This window comes from Actinomadura rupiterrae (assembly GCF_024172125.1).
In the GTDB taxonomy this organism is placed as follows: Bacteria; Actinomycetota; Actinomycetes; order Streptosporangiales; family Streptosporangiaceae; genus Spirillospora; species Spirillospora rupiterrae.
Window position 1 is genome coordinate 259,178 of sequence record NZ_JAMZEA010000001.1, and the last position, 17,797, is coordinate 276,974.

Genomic DNA, 17,797 nt, shown 5'->3' on the forward strand with positions numbered 1-17,797 from the left:
CAAAGGGCTTCCCTTTTCCGCCATCGGGCGTACGCTGGACGCGTCCGAGACAACCTGGATGGGCAGGCCATGGAGACCACCCCCTGGTTCTACGAACGCCCCGTCAGCGAGGTGCGGCCTGGCGACCACGGGCTGCTCGGCTACGCCGACTCCGAGGAGCGTGACCGCATCGTCGGGCCCTATGTGCAGGCGGGTCTGGCGACCGCGGAGAAGGTCGTGTACATCACCGACGAGCCGGCCGAGAGCCTGCCCGGCCTGCGGCGGTGCTCGTTCGACCTGGCGAAGCTGAAGTCGTCGCGGCAGCTGCGCGTGCTCTCGCGCCGGGACGCCTGCCTGTCGCGGTCCGGCGCGTTCGAGCCGGGCAAGCTGGCCGACACGCTGCACCGGGAGAAGGAGTCGGCGTTCGGCGAGGGGTTCCGGGCCGTCCGGGTGACGATGGACTCGACCTGGCTGATGTCCCAGCCGGGCGGGTCGGACGCGATGCTGTCCTGCGAGGACCGGCTCGACCAGGCGATCTCGCCGAGCACGATGGCGATGGGGATCTGCCAGGTGGACGTGCGCCGGACGGGTGCGCGGCAGCTGTCCGCGCTGCGCGAGTCGCACGAGGTGCTGATGCGGGTGGACGCCGAGTTCGACGACGGGATCCTGACGATCCGCCGGATCTACGGCCCGTTCGGGCTGCAGTTGCGGGGCGAGCTGGACGCGTCGCGGCACTCGCACCTGTCGGAGCACCTGCTGCGGGCGATGGGCAGCCGCAGCGGCGATATCCACCTGAACGTCGCGGAACTGGACTTCATCGACATCGGCGGCCTGAACCTGCTGGCGCAGCATGCGGCGGCGCTGCCGCACGGCGGCTCGCTGATCCTCGACCACCTGCGTCCGGACGTGGAGAACGTCATCACGATGGTGGGCTGGAACCGGCTGCCGAGACTGAGGCCGGGCGCCCGGGCGGGAGGTGCGGCCTCATGACCTCTCCGACACTGGCCGCCGGCGTCGCGCCGAGACCGCTGCAGCACCGGGCGTTCCTGTTCGGCGGGATGGACGACTTCCTCTCGCGCGCCGTCCCGTTCGTCCGGGAGGGTCTGGACGACGAGGACCGGTCCGTCGTCGTGGTCGTCGCGGAGCCGCGGCTGTCGGCGCTGCGCGACCTGTTCCCGGACTGCGCGGACGACATGTTCATCGACGCGTCGGCGTTCTACGCGCATCCGGTGCGGACGCTGCGCAGCTACCTGGAGCTGGTGAAGCGGGAGCACCCGCTGCGGGTGCACGCGCTGGCCGAGCCGGTGTGGCGTCCGGAGTGGACGGCCCGGGAGACGCTGGAATGGGCTCGGTACGAGTCGCTGATCAACGAGGTGTTCAAGGACACCGGGGCGTCGGCGCTGTGCCCGTATGACACGTTCGCGCTGCCGCCGCAGATCCTGGAGCACGCGCGGCGGACGCATCCGCGGCTGGTGCAGGGCGATGCCGAGCGGCCGAACGCGCGGTTCGCCGCCCCGGAGGACTTCTCCGCCGAGGTCGACCGGGCGCGGGTGTTCCCGGCGCCGCACGAGTCGGAGTACCTGCCGGTGACCGGCCACGACCTGCACGAGCTGCGGCGGTGGGTCGGCGAGCGGTCCGAGCGGCACGGGCTGTCGCGGCAGGACGCGCAGAACCTGGTCACGGCGGTGAACGAGGTCGCGGCGAACGCGCTGGTGCACGGCACCCCGCCGTTCGGCGTCCGGTTGTGGACCGAGGGTCCTGACCTGGTGTGCGAGGTCGGCGACAACGGCTACTGGAACACCTTCAGCCCGCTGGTCGGGTTCGTCCCGCCGTCGTCGGCGCTGGAGAACGGGTTCGGCCTGTGGACCGTCCGGTTGCTCGTCGATCTGGTGGAGGTCCGTGCCGGGTGGGATGGGACGTTCGTCCGGATGCGCCTGCACCGCTAGCCGGGCTTTTCGCGGACGATGCGCGGTTCGTCCGGATTCGGGCTGCTGGTGGAGTGCGCTCGGGTCGGTCCCGGGGTGTCCGGTTGTCAGATACCGGGAAATCAGGGTGAGGGTTCGGCTACGTGACGTGGCCTGCGGGTCGTAGTCTGGACCCATCCGGAAGTGGCCGCGGTGGAAGGCGCTATGGAGACCCTCAGCTCGGTCCGCAGGCCGGTCCGTGAGCTGCGGCCCGGCGATCACGCGTGGCTGGCGTACTCGGGTGAGGACGAGCAGCGCTACGTGGTCGGCTCCTTCGTCCGCGACGGCCTGGACGCCAGCCACAAGGTCATCTACCTGGCCGGCTCGGACGATGTGGACGTCCCGGGCATGAACGGCACGCCGCCGCGCTCGGGCCTGCTGACCGTCGTCCCGCTGGAGGAGGCGCGCCGTCCGGACGGCGGCTTCGACCCGGGCACCGTGCTGGAGGCGCTCGCGTGCGAGATCGCGGGCGCCGAGGGCGGCGACTTCGGGACGATCCGGGTCACCGCCGACATGACCTGGACGCTCGACCTGCCGGACGGCCTGACCCAGCTGCTGCGCTGCGAGCGGCACATCGAGCAGGCGGTGTGCCCGAGCACGCGGGTCACCGCGATCTGCCAGATCGACCGCCGCCGCCTCACCGCCGACGCCCGCACCGCCCTCGCCGCGTCCCACTCCACGGTCGTGACGCCGAACCCGGAGTTCGCCGACTCGGTGCTGCAGATCGTCCGCACCTTCGAACCGGTGGGGCTGTCGCTGCTGGGCGAGCTCGACGCGTCCCGCCACATGGTCCTGGACCAGGCGCTCAACACGGTCCTGACCGCGAGCCGCGGCGAGGAGATCCACCTCGACCTGGCCGGCCTCGGCTTCATCGACCTCGGCGCCCTCAACATGCTCGCCGACGTCGCCGCCCGCCGCTCCGGCACCGGCCCCCTCGTCCTGGACAGCATGCCCGTCCAGCTCCGCACCATCATGGAGACCGTAGGCTGGCACATGCTCCCCGGCCTCCGCCTAGGCACCGTCTAACCCCGCCCCGCTTCCCGCAGCGCCTCTACAGCCCGCACCTGCACACCGACACCTGGCCTCAGTACTTCCCCCCGGGCAGTCGAACCGCGGACGCGCCGCCCGGCACGCACACAGCGCGCCCACCACCGGTTAGAGCGCCGCGCGCTCGGGAGTTAAGCCCGCGACCTGGCGCCGATCCTTGGGCCGCAGGCCTTGGACCGCGGAACGTGAGGCCCCGGATGGACCCGACAGGTCGGCCCCGGCGGATCGGCCCCGGCAGATCGGCCCCGGCAGATGGCGCCCGACGTCTCGCACCGGCACGGACCGCGGTAGGGCGTGGCAGCACCTAGACCCCGAAACCTGGCCGCTGGGCGGCCTCGGCAGAGCACGTTCGGCCCAGCCTGGGCGCATGAAGCCTGCTGGCGTCGGCCGGGCTCGCGATTTCGGATTGGACGAACCGTCCGGCGTCCGGAAACGTCCGGCATCGGGCCGCGTCCGGCGTCCGGAAGTGCTCGGGCGTTCGGGCAGTGTTCGGCGTGCGGGTTAGGGCTTGGCGGTGGAGGAGGGCGGGATGCCGTGCGGGCTGCTGGTCGAAGCGGGTGGCCGGTCGCCAACCGAGGGGCCGCCGGGTTGCTGCGGGCCTGCGGAGTCAGCGGGGCCGCCGGTCGGACGCGAGGGCGGCATGTCTCCACCGCCATGCGGCTTGCCGGGGCCGCTCGGACGCGTCGGCTTCGGCGTGGGGTTGAGCTTTCCGGGCGGCGGACTCGGCAAGGGCGATGCGGCGCCCGGCGTGCTCGGGCTCGACGCCGGCACCACGCGATCGGCCGGTCGCGTCTTCTTCTCCGCCGACGGCTGGACCGTGAACACCAGCGCGACGATCGCCACCGCCGCTGCCACCGCTGCTACGGTCCACAAGCCTCGTCGGCGCGCGATGCCCGGATCGCGTCCGGACAGGCCCCCGAAGCCGTCCGGAGGTCCGTCGCCGCTCCGCCGGAAGGGGAGGACGCGTCCTGGCGAGGGCTCGCGGGACGCCGTCGCGGTGTCGCGGAGCCGGCGGAGGAGCGCCGCGTCCGGCTGGATGTCGTCCGCGGCGCGCCGGAAGTGGTCGCGCAGGGCGGCGCCGAGCTCATCGTCCATGCGTGCGGCCTTCCCGGACGTGCGCGCGCAGCGCCGCCATGGCGCGCGCGGTGTGGCTCTTGACGGTCCCGCGGCTGATGCCGAGGGCGTCGGCGATCTCGCGTTCGCCGAGGTCGCACCAGTAGCGGAGGACGACCACGGCGCGCTGCTGGGCGGGGAGGGCGCGGAGCGCGTCGTCCAGCTCGCCGTCCGCGGGCAGTTCCGGCTGCGGGCCGCGCCCGGCGATGCGGTCGAGGTCGGCGACGCTTCCGGCGGGCAGGTCGCGGCGGCGGGCGCGGCGCTTGCTCTCGTCGATGGCCAGGTTGACCAGGACGCGCCGGGCGTACGCCTCCGGATCGCCGTCCGCGAGCCGCCGCCAGCGCTTGGCGACGCGTTCGTAGGCGACCTGCAGGAGGTCCTCGGCGAGGTGCCGGTCGTAGACGAGGAACACGGCGGTGCGCAGCAGGCGACCCGCGGTGGCGTTCACGAACTCCTCGAACGTGTCCGCCGCGCCGCGGGTCTCCTGGGTGCTCAAGGTGGACAGAACCGCTCTCCTACTGCCCCGGGTTGCCCGGCTCGGACATCGGCGGGGTCACCGGACGCGGCTTGCCCGGCGGCACAGGACGCGGCTTACCGGGAACGTTCTTGGGCGGAACAGGCTGCGGCTTGCCCGGATGGCCCGACGGCGGCACGGGAGCAGGCGTCGGACACTTGGGCGGCTGTCCGGGCGCCTTCGGGCGGGATGTCACCTTCGGCTCTCCCGGGTTCGTGGCCCTGGGCGGAACCGGCTTCGGAACGTGCCCGGGCTTGGTGGGACGCGTCGGCGCCGGCGAAGCGCAGGGCGCCGCGGTGGACGTCGGCTTCGGGGACGCGCTGGGACGGACCGCGTCGTTCGCGGACACCGTCGCCGTCCGCGACGAACCGTCCGATCCGGTGCCGAGCCAGATCCCAGCGGCGAGCACACCCGCTCCACCCAGCCCGGCCACGATCGCCGCCGCCGCACGCCGTCCGCCAGCTATGTTGATCATGCTGCTCCTCGGGAAAGTCGATCTACACCCCCTACAACCCCCACCCACCCTCCCCCGGTTGTCACACCCCCCGAGATTTCCCACAAACCCGCTCCCCGCCACCCCTCCGTCCACGAACCCCCTGCACAGCCACGTCGATACGCCCCCGTTACGACGCAACCGTCCCGACGCATCCGCTACAACGCTCCACCAGAACGCAGCCGTTCCAACGCCCCCTCACGCACCCACAACGCAACGCCCCCGTTCCAACGCACTCCCCGCAACACCAACACGCCTCACCCACTAAGGCCCACCCGCCCAACCCGCTCCCACAAAGCAGCCCCAAGCCCCGCACACGACGCGACCGCACAACCCACTGACGCAAGGCAACCGCACAACCCACTGGTTCACCACAAACCCGCCCCCCGAACGCACCCGCACAACGCGCACACGACGCCGACCTACTGACACAACACGAATCCGCGAGGCACTGCCACAACACGACCGCCCGACACGGACACACAACCCGGACGCGCTACACGGACGCGGGAAACGGCCGCGCCAACACGACGCGGACGAGCGACTTCACGCGCTGACATGGCGCGGACACGCGAGACGCAGGCACGACGTGAACGCACAAGGCGAACGCACGACGCGCACGCGCGACACGGACGCAGGGCACGGACGCGCTGGCACGACGCAGACGCGCGACACAGAGGAGCTGGCACCACGCAGCGCGCGAGACGCTGGCACAGTGCACAGGCGCAGTGCGCAGGCGCCACACGAACGCGCGACATGGCGCGGACGCGCGAGGCGCTGCCACGGCGCGCGAGCGGGACGCCGACACGGCGCGAACGCGCGAGGCGTACGCATGACGCGCAGGCGCCACAAGGACGCACGACGCGGACGGGCTGACTCACCACGGGCACGCGGCTGAACACGCTGACATGGCACGGACGCGCAAGATGCTGGTACGACGCGCACGCACGATGCGGACGCATGACATGGACGGGCTGGCACGATGCGAACGCGCGAGACGCTGGCAACGTGCACAGGCACAACACGCAGGCACGGTGCGCAGGGGCCACAAGGACGCGCGACACGACACGAACGCGCGAGGCCTGGCACGGCGCGGTGCCGCGAGACGCTGACACGACGCGCAGGCACCACACGAACGCACGACGCGGACGGGCTGGCACAACACGGGCGCCCGGCTGGACGCGCTGACATGGCACGCACGCGCGAGGCGCTGACACGACGTGGACGCACGATGCGCTAGCACGACACCGACGCACAACGCAGACGCGCGACACGGACGCGCTGACATGGCACGCACGCGCGAGACGCTGGCGCGGCGCGCGGGCACAACGCGCAGACGCCACACACAGACGCGCTGGCACGGCGCGAGCGCGGGGCTGGCATGGCGCGCAGGCGCGATGCGTAAGCGACGCGGACGGGCGAGCGCGCGTGGCGCTGGTACGAGGAGGCGGGCGCGCGACACGGGCGGGCTGGCGCGGCGCGAGCGCGCGTGGCGGTGGTACGCGGTGGATGCGCTGGGCGGGGGCGTGAGGGGGCGCGCTAGGTGTGTTGCGGGGTGGTGGTGCTGGGCGGGCGTCCCGGGGGGAGGTGGCCTTTGGGAGCGGCCTCGGGGGGTCGGTGGGGGTGGGGTGAGCGGCGGTGGGGTCAGGCGGAGAGGGCTCGGGGGAGGATTTCGGCTAGGGCTCGGAAGGCGCGTCCGCGGTGGCTGATGGCGTCCTTCTCCTCGGGGGAGAGTTCGGCGCTGGTGCGGGTCTCGCCGTCCGGGAGGAAGATCGGGTCGTAGCCGAAGCCGCCCGTGCCGCGGGGTTCGCGGATGATGGTGCCGTGCATGCGGCCGTCCACGACGTGCTCGGCGTGGCCTGGGACGACGAGGGCGGCGGCGCAGAAGAAGTGGGCGGCGCGCGCGCCGTCCTCGACATCGGAGAGCTGGTCGAGGACGAGGTCGAGGTTGGCGCGGTCCTTGTCGCCGGTCTTCTCGCCGAACCGTCCGGACCAGCGGGCGGACAGCACGCCGGGCATGCCGTTCAGCGCGTCCACGCAGAGGCCCGAGTCGTCCGAGACGGCGGGCAGTCCGGTGTGCGCGGCGATCGCGCGGGCCTTGAGCAGCGCGTTGCCCGCGAAGGTCAGCTCGGTCTCGGGCACCTCGGGCGCGTCCGGGAACAGGTCCAGCCCGATCACGTCGATCCCGTCCAGGATCCGCCGCAGCTCGTCGATCTTGCCCTGGTTGCGGGTGGCGAGGACGACCCGGCTCATCGTCCGAGCGCCTCGGCCTGGAGCCGGGTCAGCTCGGCGCAGCCGCCGGCGGCGAGGTCGAGCAGGGCGTCCAGCTCGCCGCGGTCGAACGGCGCGCCCTCGGCGGTGCCCTGCACCTCGACGAACCGCCCGTCGCCGGTGCAGACGACGTTCATGTCGGTCTCGGCCCGGACGTCCTCGGTGTATTCGAGGTCGAGCCGCGCCTCCCCGTCGATCACGCCGACGCTGACCGCCGCCACGGACGTGACCAGCGGGTCGCCCTTGAGCAGCCCGCGCTCACGCATCCACGAGACGGCGTCGGCCAGCGCCACGTACGCGCCGGTGATCGCGGCCGTCCGGGTGCCGCCGTCCGCCTGCAGGACGTCGCAGTCGAGCTGGACGGTGTTCTCGCCGAGCGCCTTGAAGTCGATGCAGGCCCGGATGGACCGTCCGATCAGCCGCGAGATCTCCTGCGTCCGCCCGCCGAGCCGTCCCTTGACCGACTCGCGGTCGCTCCGCGTGTGCGTGGCGCGCGGCAGCATCGCGTACTCCGCGGTCACCCAGCCGAGCCCGCTGTCCCGCCGCCACCGTGGCACCGAGTCCTGGACGGACGCGGCGCACAGCACCCGTGTCGCGCCGAACTCGACCAGCACCGACCCCTCGGCATGATCGAGCCAGTCACGCTGGATGCGAACGTTTCGGAGCTGATCTGCCGCGCGATCGTCAGGACGTGCCATGCCCACCACCCTAGTGCCCTGCCTCACTCCCCAAGCCCCGTCCCAGCCATGCCAGGGCGACGCCTTCTGTACTGCCTCGAACCTAGCTCGCCCTTCATCTCGCAAATTGCCCGCCATGGACGGAAAGGGCGCCAACTACCCAACGCCAACCAGCACATTCCGCAGCGGACGGGCGCCCGAGCAGTCGCATTCCTCATTTGCTCTCCTGTGTCTTTCAGGGCCAGGCCTCGCCGCCACCCCCAGGCGCCCGAGCCGCCGCCAAGCAGCACTGACAGGGGGACGGATGGCAGCGCAGGGCATTCGAGAAGACGCATTGGCGAAACCACGAACGGCGATAGGCGCGCGCCCGTGCGAACGGACGAGTACGGACCGAGGCGTCTCTAGGACGCGTCCAGGCTCAGGCCTTGCGCAAGACGCAGTAACGGCATGTCCAATGTCCCGTGCCGACACAGGAGGCCCTGATGAGCCGAGAGGAGCGCGGCTGGCGGACGTTACCGCGCACGGAAGCTTTCGGGGCGCTGAGGTGGCGCGCCCAGGGAGGCGCGTTGCGTCTTGGCTCGATGGGACGGGGCTGGCGGTTGGCGGACGTGACCGCGCGCGCAACTTTCTGGGGGGCGCAGGGGTGGCGCCCCCGAGGAAGTGCGTCAGCGTCAAGGGCCCGGTGGGGCAGAGATGGCCCCGCATATGACCGGTGGACGTGACCGCGCGCGGGAGCATTTGAGGGCGCAGGGGTGGCGCCCCGGGAGGTGACTTGGCGCCCGCGGAGGCGCCTTGGCTGCCGGGGATGTGCCTTGGTGTTAGGCGAGGTGTCAGGGCGTTAGGGGCCCGGTCGGGCGGGGGTCCAGGCGACGGTGGTCCTGGTGGCGCGCGGAAGCTTCTCGCGGGGCGCAGGGATGGTGCGCCTGGGGTGGGGCGGTGGCGTTTTGGGCCGGTGGGGCGGGACGGGTGCAGGCGGCTGGTGGGCGTCAGGGGGTTGGGTTAGACGTCGTAGGTGGCGCCTACGTGGGCTAGTTCGATCGGGCCGCCGAAGCCGCTGCCTTTGGCTTCTACGAGGGAGCGGTCGGCGTCGTTCCAGGGGACGAGGTGGGTGAGGACGAGGCGGTCGACGCCGGCGCGGGTGGCGTGCTCGCCGGCTTCGCGGGCGGTGAGGTGGAGGTCCGGGGGGAGGTTCGGGCCGTCCAGGAAGGAGGCTTCGCAGAGGAAGAGGTCGGCGTCGCGGGCGATGTCCACGAGGGCGGACGACTCGCCGGTGTCGCCGGAGTAGGCGAGGACGCGTCCGCCTGCCTCGATGCGGAAGGCGTAGGCCTCGACCGGGTGCGGGGTCTGGACGGCGGAGACGGTGAAGGGGCCGATCTCCCATGGACTGGCGGGAAGCGGGAGGAAGCGGAAGGCCTCGTCCATTCCGTCGTCCGTGGGCAGGCCGTAGGCGCGGGACATCTGCGGGCCGGTATCGGCGGGGCCGTAAACCGGGATGCGGGGGGCGCGGCCGTCCGGGCAGTAGTTGCGGGCCACGTAGAAGCCGCACATGTCCATGCAGTGGTCGGGATGCAGGTGGGAGAGCAGCACCGCGTCTATCTCGTACGGCGAGTGGAACCGCTGCAGGACGCCGAGGGCGCCGCTGCCGAGCTCCAGCAGCATCGCGAACCCGTCCGCCTCGACCAGGTAACAGGACGCCGGGCTGTCCGGCCCCGGAAAGCTGCCCGAGCAGCCGATCACAGTGACCCGCACGCTCACTCCTCCTTGTGTCTTCCCGAGGAATCCGTACCCCTCCAGGGGCGGTCAGTTGGTCAGGGCGTCCACGACCCCGGCGCGGACGGTCTCCACGGCGCCGATCTCCGGCCCGAGGAAGCGGCGGCCCAGCGCCGCGAACACGTCCGGATCGCCGGTGGCCCGGAACCGGTGTTCCGGGGGCCCGGCGGTTTCCGGACGGGCGAGTCCCCGATCGTGCAGCACGCGGTACACGTCCTTGGCGGTCTCGTCGGCACTTGAGACCAGTGTGACCCCGTCTCCGACCACATACGAGACGACCCCGGCAAGCAATGGGTAATGGGTGCAACCCAGGATGAGGGAGTCGCATCCCGCATCCATGATGGGACGCAGGTACTCGCGGGCGACTTCGAGCACCTCGTCGCCCATCGTCACCCCGGACTCCACCAGCGGGACGAACCGGGGGCACGCGGCGGAGACGAGGTCGATGTGCGGGGCGGCGGCGAACGCGTCCTCGTAGGCGCGGCTGGTGACGGTCGCGCGGGTGGCGATCAGGCCGACGCGTCCGGTGCGGGTGGCGGCCGCGGCGCGCCGCACCGCCGGGCGGATGACCTCGACGACCGGGACGTCGTACCGCTCACGGGCGTCCGCCAGCATCGCGGCGGACGCGCTGTTGCACGCGATCACCAGGGCCTTGACGCCCTCGTCCACCAGCCGGTCGAGCATCTCCAGCGCGAACGCGCGGACCTCGGCGACCGAGCGCTCGCCGTACGGCTGGCGCGCCGAGTCCCCGAGGTAGAGGACCGGCTCGTTCGGCAACTGGTCCAGGATGGCCCGGGCCACCGTGAGCCCGCCGAACCCGCTGTCGAAGATCCCGATCGGCGCGTCTGACATGGTCCCCAAGGCTAGGCGCTCCCGGCCGTAACTCGGCCGTCATGCGGCCGACATCACAACGTCCGCCACGTCACACTCCCCTGCCCGCCGCCGCGGGTCAGTGAACACTCACCAACCAGGAGTGAGTGTTCACTAACCCGCAGGCGGGACGAGCATGAGTGCGTAAGCGTTCACTCACCAAAAGTAAACGCTCACTCACCCCGTCCTTGGGCCAGCTCAGGCGCGGGCCGGTGCGGGTCAGGCGCGGCCGGTGCGGGCTAGCTGGCGGGACTGGGCGACGAGGCGTCCGGCGGAGTCCCAGATCTCGACCTCCTCGTCGAACCAGCCGCCCGCGGAGAGCCGTCCGGATCCGAGGACGGCCAGCCAGCCCGGCGCCGGGACGGCCCGCAGGTGCCAGGTGAGCTCGACCGTCGGCGACCAGCCCTTCGCGTCCACGTTGAGGGCGACGGGCGGGAGGGCGTCCACGGCGAGCGCCATCGAGTAGGCGTCGGGCTCGTACCCGCAGTGGAGCCGGAACCACGCGCGCGCTTCGAGGCGTCCGCTGGGACGTCCGTCCAGCCAGCCCATCGTGGACGGATCGAACCGCATGTCCACGCGGTCGGCGAAGCCGCGGTCCTTGCCCTCCAGGCCCTCCTTGGGACCGGCGGGCTTGGGCGCTGCGTCCATCCCGAGGCAGGCCTCGACGGGCGGCAGCGCCGGGACGGGTTGGTCGCCCGTCCAGACGGGCTCGGTGTCGGGGTCGAGCGTGGCGGTGGTGATCAGGGCGTCCACCACCGGCGCGTCGTTCTGGACGAGCGTGAGGCGGGACATCTCGGTCGTCCGCCCGCTCTTGCGACGTTCCACAACGATCTCGGCCGCCCCCGGCTTCGCCACGCGCAGGAAGGACGCCGCGGTCGACACCGGGTGCTCATGTGCGGAGTGCTCGACGGCGGCCCGTCCGAGCAGGGCCATCAGGTACCCGCCGTTCAGTGCCTGGGCGAACCCGAACCCGCCGTCCATATCGACGCGGTACCGGTCCTCGCCGATCCGCTCGACCGTCGTCGCGTCCCCGAACCTGCTCATCCGCGTCCTCCCGGGGGCTTTCTAGAACCACATTCGAGAACGAGCGTACCGACCCCCGCCAACGCCCGCGCCCCCACTCCCGCGACTTCCGATCCACCCGGTTCCTTGCCTCGGCACCGGCTCGCGGCCCGTCCGCTCTGGAGACCTTCGTTCCGGGACGTTTCCCGCCCTCGTCCAGTTCGTCCTTCCTGGGCGCCACCAGTTATCCGGTACTGCCACAGGGCCGCGCCTGGCCCGTCCACCCGGCGTTTGTCTCTGCCTTCCGCCACCACACCCCCCACATGACGATGTCCGCCCTCTACGTCCCTGCAAGCTTCGCTGAACGCGCCGTCCTCAACGCCCGACGTGACACAGCTGTGAGCTGGAATCTCAGCTCCCACCAGCGGCTTCACCCCCAATGCCCCGCAACATCCGGACATGAGCGCCACCCCACACCCGCACCGCCCCACCCGCCAACGCGCCCTCCCGTCCCTCATCACCACCTGCGAGCCGCCCGGGGATTAGGCCAGGTGCTTTGGAGGAGTCGAGCCGGGGCTAGGGGCAGGGGCTCGGAGGGCTGAGGAGCCGGGGTTGGGACAGGGTGGTTCCGGGGTGGCCGAGCCACCCGAACCACCCGGGGGTTAGGCCGGGTGGTTCGGGTGGGTTGAGCCGGGGTCGGGCTCGGAGGGCTGAGGCGGCCGGGGGCTGGGCTCAGGCTGCTCGGGGCCGAGTCACTCGGGGTGGGCCCTTGTGAGTTGGGGTTGCTGGAATACCTGGGTTAGGCGCGGGCGGCTTTGGGGCCGGACCAGTCTGGGTTGGGCGGGTTAGGCCCAGAGTTGGCCCTCCAGGCGGGATTCGGCTTCGGTCAGGGTGCCTTCGTAGGCGCCGGTGGAGAGGTATTTCCAGCCGCCGTCGGCGACGATGAAGGCGATGTCGGCGCGTTCGCCGGCCTTGACGGCTTTGCGGGCCATGCCCAAGGCGGCGTGCAGGGCGCCGCCGGTGGAGAGGCCGGCGAAGATCCCTTCCTGGTCGAGGAGTTCGCGGGTGCGGCGGAGGGCGTCGGCCGAGCCCACCGAGAAGCGGGTGGTGAGGACGGACTCGTCGTACAGCTCGGGGACGAAGCCCTCGTCGATGTTACGCAGGCCGTAGACCAGCTCGCCGTACCGCGGCTCGGCGGCGACGATCTTGACGTCGGGGACGTGCTCGCGCAGGTAGCGGCCGACGCCCATGAGGGTGCCGGTGGTGCCGAGGCCGGCGACGAAGTGGGTGATGGACGGGAGGTCGGCGAGGATCTCCGGGCCGGTCGTCTCGTAGTGGGCGCGGGCGTTGGCCTCGTTCCCGTACTGGTAGAGCATGACCCAGTCGGGGTGCTCGGCGGCCAGGCCCTTGGCGACGCGGACGGCCTCGTTGGAGCCCCCGGCGGCCGGGGACGGGATGATCTCCGCGCCCCACATGCGGAGGATCTGGCGGCGCTCCTCGGAGGTGTTCTCCGGCATCACGCAGACCATCCGGTAGCCGCGCAGCCGCGCGGCCATGGCGAGCGAGATGCCGGTGTTGCCGGACGTCGGTTCGAGGACGGTGCAGCCGGGGGTGAGCAGGCCGTCCTTCTCCGCCTGGGCGATCATCCAGAGGGCGGGGCGGTCCTTCACCGAGCCGGTGGGGTTGCGGTCCTCCAGCTTCGCCCAGAGGCGGACGTCCGGGGACGGGGACAGCCGGGGCAGGCCGACGAGCGGCGTGTGCCCCAGCGAGTCGAGCAGCGAGTCGAAGCGCATGGCACGGACGCTTCGGACGCTCAGCCGCCGGCCACGGCGGGCAGGATGGTGACGCTGTCACCGTCCGACAGCGCCGTCTCCAGGCCGCCGAGGAAGCGGACGTCCTCGTCGTTCAGGTAGACGTTGACGAACTTGCGCAGCTTGCCGCCGTCCACCAGCCGGGCCCGCAGGCCGGGGTGGCGGACGTCCAGGTCGGCGAACAGCTCGTCGAGCGTGCCGCCCTTGCCCTCGACGGCCTTCGAGCCGTCGGTGAGGGTGCGCAGGATGGTGGGAATCCGGACCTCGATCGCCATCGCGAAAGTCTCCTTGTGTCGTGCTGGGCGAACCCCGTCCACGGCATGACAGCGGGACGGGGCGCGGGGTTATTCCTGGCGGAGGCGCGAGGGCGGACAGTCGTAGACGACCTCGGCGCGGGAGTGCCCGAACAGATAGCTCTGCACCGGGGCCACCGTGCCGCGACACCCGCTCCGGGGCCCGCTCGTCGTCCACATGGCGCTCATTTTACCTGGGAGTAGCTCTCGACCACGGCGACCTCTTCCTCGGTCACCTCTCCGTCGACGATCCGGTACGACCGGAACTCCACCTCGTCGGCCTCCCGCGTGGAGACCAGGACGTAGTGGGCGTTCGGCTCGGACGCGTAGGAGATGTCGGTGCGCGAGGGGTACGCCTCGGTGGCGGTGTGCGAGTGGTAGATCACGACGGGCTCCTCGTCCCGGTCGTCCATCTCGCGCCACACCTTGAGCTGCTCCATCGAGTCGAAGCGGTAGAACGTCGGGGACCGCTCGGCGTTGTCCATGGCGACGAACCTGGCGGGACGGTCCGAACCGACCGGTCCGGCGATCACGCCGCACGCCTCGTCCGGGTGGTCCGCGCGCGCATGCGCGACGATCTTGTCAACCAGGGCACGCTCGATCGTCAGCATGCGCCGAAGGCTACCCGGCGCCCCGGCCCGGCCCCAGCCCCGCCCCGGGCCTGCGGACGGGCGTGGCCAAGCTCACTTCCGCGTCAGGGCGCGTCCAGGCGCGTGTGGAGGCGGACGCGCGTGCCGGAGCGGTCGTCGGAGCGGATCTCCACGATGTGGCAGAGGCAGCGCACGGCCCACATCGCGGCCTCGGCCGGACGGTCCAGGCGGGGCGGGAGGTGGCCGAGGAACCGGTCCTCGACGCGGGACGCCGGGTCGGCCAGCTCGCAGACCAGCTCGTCGGCCGTGGCCCAGATCCACAGGTCGCCCCGGCCGCCGCCGTTGCGGATCACGGCGGTCGCGACCTCGTTGGCGGCGAGGACGAACGGGAGCCGCCGGTCGGCCGGGACGCCGAAGCGCTCGGCCCGTCCTGTGAGGAAGAAGCGCAGGTCGGGCAGCTGGCCGCTGGTGAAGCGGCGGTGCTCGGCGGAGCGCGGCGGCGGGTCGAGCGGGCGCGCGTTGCACTCGGCGTAGAAGTCCGCCGGGTCGGTGTAGGACGGGCTGGACCACGCGGCCGCCGCGTCCGCGAAGGCCGGATGGGTACGGCCCACGTCCTCCAGCACGTCCGCCGGGACGGTCCGGAGGTCGTACGCGCAGGTCAGGATGGTCGGTGTGGACTCGAACACGACGTTCATGAGGGACTCGTGCCGCTTCCACTCGACGATCTCCAGCGGGCTCCGGCCGCCCCAGGGCGGCTCGGCCAGCACGCGCAGCCGCCCGCGCCGCCACCAGTCGGTCCGTCCGCGCTCGTGGAACGCGGCCAGCGCCCGCATCGGACTGCTGAACCAGGCGGCGGCGTCCACCACCTCGATCCCCGACCCACCCGGCAGCCCGACCGCCTCCGCCCCGACAGGAACCCCAACGCCCTCCGCGCCCGGCGCCGCAGCAGCCTCCGCGTCTGGCGCTGCACCAGCCTCCGCGTCCGGCGCTGCAGCAGCCTCCGCGTCTGGCGCTGCAGCGTGCTGCGCGGTCGGCGGTCGGGTGGGGAGGATGGCTACCAGGACGTCGCCGGCTTCGGCGCCTTCGGTGAAGTAGGCGGTGGCGGCCTCGCGGAACTCCTCGGCGGAGGCGTAGAGGAGGGCGCGGTGGTCGAGGTGGGCGTGGGAGGTGCGGTGTTCGCCGTTGCGGGGAGCGGGGCTCGGGCGGGACGGGCCGCCGGTCACGCGGCCGCCTCCTCCACGAAGACGCCCGGGAGGCGGTCCCAGCCGGCGATGCGGAGCATGAGGGCGAGGTAGCCGGGGACGGCGCGGAGGACGAGCTGGCGGTCCATGCCGTCGCCCGCGTGCCGGGTGTCGAGCATCGCGCGCAGGCCCTCGGTGTCGCAGAAGGCCAGGCCGGACAGGTCGAGGCAGAGGTGGCCGTCGCGGCGGGCGGCGACGGCGAGGGCGTCGCGCAGCGCGGGCAGCGTGGACTCGTCGACCGCGCCCGACAGGGCCAGGCCGGGCGGGGTGAAGGTCGGGGCGATGCGCAGGACGCCGTCGTCGTGCAGGTCGTCCACCCGGACGAGGCCGTCGTGGCAGGCGAGCAGGAGGCGGAGCTGGTCGTCGCCGAACCAGCGCCGGTCGTACTGGCAGATCGCCATCGCGCGGGTGCCGGGGGCCTGGAAGGCGCCCTGGCACTTGTGCTCGAACTCGCGGAACCGCTCGGTGCCGGGCCATCCGCGCAGCGAGAACGAGGTCTCGCCGGTGATCCGGACGCCCTTGAACCCCTGCACCAGGGCGAGGTCGATCTCCGTGCCGAGCAGGTCGACGGTGGCGTCGGGGTCGAACCGCCCGGACGCCATGAACGCCTCGATCACCGGACGCGGCGCCAGCAGCCCGTCGCGGGCGGCGGCGCGGACGTCCACGTCGATGCCGGTGGCCGCGAAGGCGGTGCCGAGCCGGGTCAGGACGGCGTCGGCGTCCTCCTGGTCGGCCAGGTAGATGATCTTGTGGTTGGACTCCAGGCCGTCCCGGACGTAGGCGGCGAGCACCGCGTAGCGCTCCTCGTCGCCGTCGAAGGCGAGGGCGAGGTGGTCGCCGAACCGCATCGCGCCGACCGCGACGGCCCCGGTTTCGGCTCCGGCCGCCGGCTGCGGCAGCCCGTCGTCTCCCAGCATGGACATGGCGTGCGGCCTCCCGGGGGGTCGGGGCGGCGGTGCGCCGGAGGGGCCGGGTCCGCCGTCGAGCTCGCCCTACCCCGCCAAAATAGCCCTACCAGACGGCGCGGACGAGGCTTTCCTGAAGCATCGTGAGCCAGTCATAGGCGGCGAACATCGGCATCCGGGGATCGGACGGGTCGAGCCGCTCCGCCTCCTCGTACCATTCCTCCGAAATGTCCAGCCGGGTGCCGAGCGCCAGCCGGATGTCGTTCAGCGCCCGCAGCCACGCCTGCGCCTGGTCGGACGTCAGCTCCACCTCGCCGCTCGACCCGCCGGGCACGCCGCCGTCCTGGCCGGCCGGCCCGCCCTCGCCGAACACGTCCGCGAGCGTGGCCAGGACGACCCCGGCGGCCTCGCGCTTGCCGTCCCGCAGGCCCATCTCGGTGTAGCGGCGGAACTCCCCGGCCGCCTCGCCGTCGTCGCGGTAGGCGTCCGGGAACAGCCGTGCCAGGACCGGGTCGTCCGGCTTGTCCACCTGGTCGGTGATCCCGACGGCGGCCAGCTCGTCGTCCGCCGCGGGCGGCTCGCCGAGCATCTCCAGCAGCTGCTCCATCAGCGTCCGGACGAGCGCGGCCTCCTCCGGCTCGAACCGGATCCGGACCGCGTCGTGCCGTCCCTTGCGCACCCTCATCGTCGTCCCTCGCCGGCCCTCGTCGCCCGTCCCGCCACGTCCGCGCACACCGCCCGCCCCGCCACGTCCGCGCACACCGCCCGCCCCGCCACGTCCGCGCACATCGCCCGTCCCGTCGCGACAGCGCGCGTCGGGCGGCGCGCCGCGGTGGGGCGCATCAGTCGTCCCGCTTCACGGTGGCCCAGAGGCCGTAGGAGTGCAGGATCTCGACGTCCCACTCCATCTCCTCGCGCGTGCCGCTGGCGACCACGGCGCGGCCCTTGTGGTGGACGTCCTTCATCAGCTTCTCCGCCTTCGCCTTCGGGTAGCCGAAGACGGTCTGGAACACGAACGTCACGTACGACATGAGGTTGATCGGGTCGTTCCAGACGATCGCCAGCCACGGCCGGTCCGAGCCGACCTCCTCGGCGATGTCCGGCCGTTCGAGTTCGACCGGTGCGGGTGCACTGCTCATGGCTTCGCCGTCTTCCTCTCCCCCGGTCCAGAAAGCCGCCCTCCTGAGAATGCTAGTTCGTACGGTCCCGGCCCGCAGACCACGCCCCTGCCCGCACCCGCCGCAGCGCCGCGCGACA

Annotated in this window: 17 protein-coding genes; 3 read left to right on the forward strand and 14 right to left on the reverse strand. The window is 72.3% G+C overall.

The features are described from left to right. Nucleotides 1–69: 69 nt before the first annotated feature. The 3 genes from FHU30_RS01240 to FHU30_RS01250 all read left to right on the forward strand — a co-directional run bounded on the left by FHU30_RS01240 (nucleotide 70) and on the right by FHU30_RS01250 (nucleotide 2,969). Nucleotides 70–969: an MEDS and STAS domain-containing protein gene (locus tag FHU30_RS01240; RefSeq protein ID WP_253870361.1), complete on the forward strand. Its 900-nt coding sequence runs from the start codon at nucleotides 70–72 to the stop codon at nucleotides 967–969. Then, a complete protein-coding gene (locus tag FHU30_RS01245) occupies nucleotides 966–1,925 on the forward strand; it encodes an anti-sigma factor RsbA family regulatory protein (RefSeq protein WP_253870363.1) in 960 nt (319 codons plus the stop codon). The genes FHU30_RS01240 and FHU30_RS01245 overlap by 4 nt, the downstream gene beginning before the upstream one ends. Nucleotides 1,926–2,108: 183 nt before the next feature. Next, the gene (locus FHU30_RS01250; RefSeq protein WP_253870366.1) at nucleotides 2,109–2,969 is read left to right on the forward strand and encodes an MEDS and STAS domain-containing protein; all 861 of its coding nucleotides are present in this window, start codon (nucleotides 2,109–2,111) and stop codon (nucleotides 2,967–2,969) included. A gap of 522 nt (nucleotides 2,970–3,491) precedes the next feature. Here the strand turns inward: FHU30_RS01250 and FHU30_RS01255 are convergent. The 14 genes from FHU30_RS01255 to clpS all read right to left on the reverse strand — a co-directional run bounded on the left by FHU30_RS01255 (nucleotide 3,492) and on the right by clpS (nucleotide 17,679). Beyond that, nucleotides 3,492–4,085, reverse strand: a complete 594-nt coding sequence (locus FHU30_RS01255) for a hypothetical protein (protein WP_253870368.1) — start codon at nucleotides 4,083–4,085, stop codon at nucleotides 3,492–3,494. Further along, complete coding sequence (locus FHU30_RS01260) at nucleotides 4,075–4,599, reverse strand: SigE family RNA polymerase sigma factor (RefSeq protein WP_253870371.1); 525 nt, start codon at nucleotides 4,597–4,599, stop codon at nucleotides 4,075–4,077. The genes FHU30_RS01255 and FHU30_RS01260 overlap by 11 nt, the downstream gene beginning before the upstream one ends. Nucleotides 4,600–6,754: 2,155 nt before the next feature. After that, entirely contained in the window at nucleotides 6,755–7,363 is a 609-nt protein-coding gene (gene rdgB / locus FHU30_RS01265; protein WP_253870374.1) for an RdgB/HAM1 family non-canonical purine NTP pyrophosphatase, read from the reverse strand. Further along, nucleotides 7,360–8,079, reverse strand: coding sequence for a ribonuclease PH (gene rph, locus FHU30_RS01270; RefSeq protein WP_253870395.1), 720 nt, complete (start codon nucleotides 8,077–8,079; stop codon nucleotides 7,360–7,362). Before rph ends, rdgB begins: the two co-directional genes overlap by 4 nt. Before the next feature lie 978 nt (nucleotides 8,080–9,057). Then, on the reverse strand, nucleotides 9,058–9,807 hold the full coding sequence (locus FHU30_RS01275; RefSeq protein ID WP_253870397.1) for an MBL fold metallo-hydrolase: 750 nt from the start codon (nucleotides 9,805–9,807) through the stop codon (nucleotides 9,058–9,060). A 51-nt stretch (nucleotides 9,808–9,858) separates the two neighbouring features. Next, nucleotides 9,859–10,680: a glutamate racemase gene (murI, locus tag FHU30_RS01280; RefSeq protein ID WP_253870399.1), complete on the reverse strand. Its 822-nt coding sequence runs from the start codon at nucleotides 10,678–10,680 to the stop codon at nucleotides 9,859–9,861. A 237-nt stretch (nucleotides 10,681–10,917) separates the two neighbouring features. Next, nucleotides 10,918–11,742, reverse strand: a complete 825-nt coding sequence (locus FHU30_RS01285; RefSeq protein WP_253870401.1) for a thioesterase family protein — start codon at nucleotides 11,740–11,742, stop codon at nucleotides 10,918–10,920. Nucleotides 11,743–12,545: 803 nt separating this feature from the next. Next, on the reverse strand, nucleotides 12,546–13,493 hold the full coding sequence (locus tag FHU30_RS01290) for a PLP-dependent cysteine synthase family protein (protein ID WP_253870403.1): 948 nt from the start codon (nucleotides 13,491–13,493) through the stop codon (nucleotides 12,546–12,548). A gap of 20 nt (nucleotides 13,494–13,513) precedes the next feature. Continuing rightward, nucleotides 13,514–13,786 (reverse strand): MoaD/ThiS family protein, encoded by a 273-nt coding sequence (locus FHU30_RS01295; protein ID WP_253870406.1) that lies wholly within the window; start codon nucleotides 13,784–13,786, stop codon nucleotides 13,514–13,516. 203 nt (nucleotides 13,787–13,989) lie between these two features. Further along, nucleotides 13,990–14,415 (reverse strand): M67 family metallopeptidase, encoded by a 426-nt coding sequence (locus tag FHU30_RS01300; protein WP_253870409.1) that lies wholly within the window; start codon nucleotides 14,413–14,415, stop codon nucleotides 13,990–13,992. Nucleotides 14,416–14,498: 83 nt separating this feature from the next. Next, on the reverse strand, nucleotides 14,499–15,617 hold the full coding sequence (locus FHU30_RS01305; protein ID WP_253870412.1) for an anti-sigma factor RsbA family regulatory protein: 1,119 nt from the start codon (nucleotides 15,615–15,617) through the stop codon (nucleotides 14,499–14,501). After that, a complete protein-coding gene (locus tag FHU30_RS01310; RefSeq protein ID WP_253870414.1) occupies nucleotides 15,614–16,558 on the reverse strand; it encodes an MEDS and STAS domain-containing protein in 945 nt (314 codons plus the stop codon). The genes FHU30_RS01305 and FHU30_RS01310 overlap by 4 nt, the downstream gene beginning before the upstream one ends. 88 nt (nucleotides 16,559–16,646) lie before the next feature. Continuing rightward, nucleotides 16,647–17,225 carry a DUF2017 domain-containing protein gene (locus tag FHU30_RS01315; RefSeq protein ID WP_253870416.1) on the reverse strand — a complete coding sequence of 193 codons (579 nt, stop codon included), beginning with the start codon at nucleotides 17,223–17,225 and terminating at the stop codon, nucleotides 16,647–16,649. Between the two features lie 157 nt (nucleotides 17,226–17,382). Then, nucleotides 17,383–17,679, reverse strand: coding sequence for an ATP-dependent Clp protease adapter ClpS (clpS, locus tag FHU30_RS01320; RefSeq protein ID WP_253870419.1), 297 nt, complete (start codon nucleotides 17,677–17,679; stop codon nucleotides 17,383–17,385). Nucleotides 17,680–17,797 lie beyond the last annotated feature (118 nt).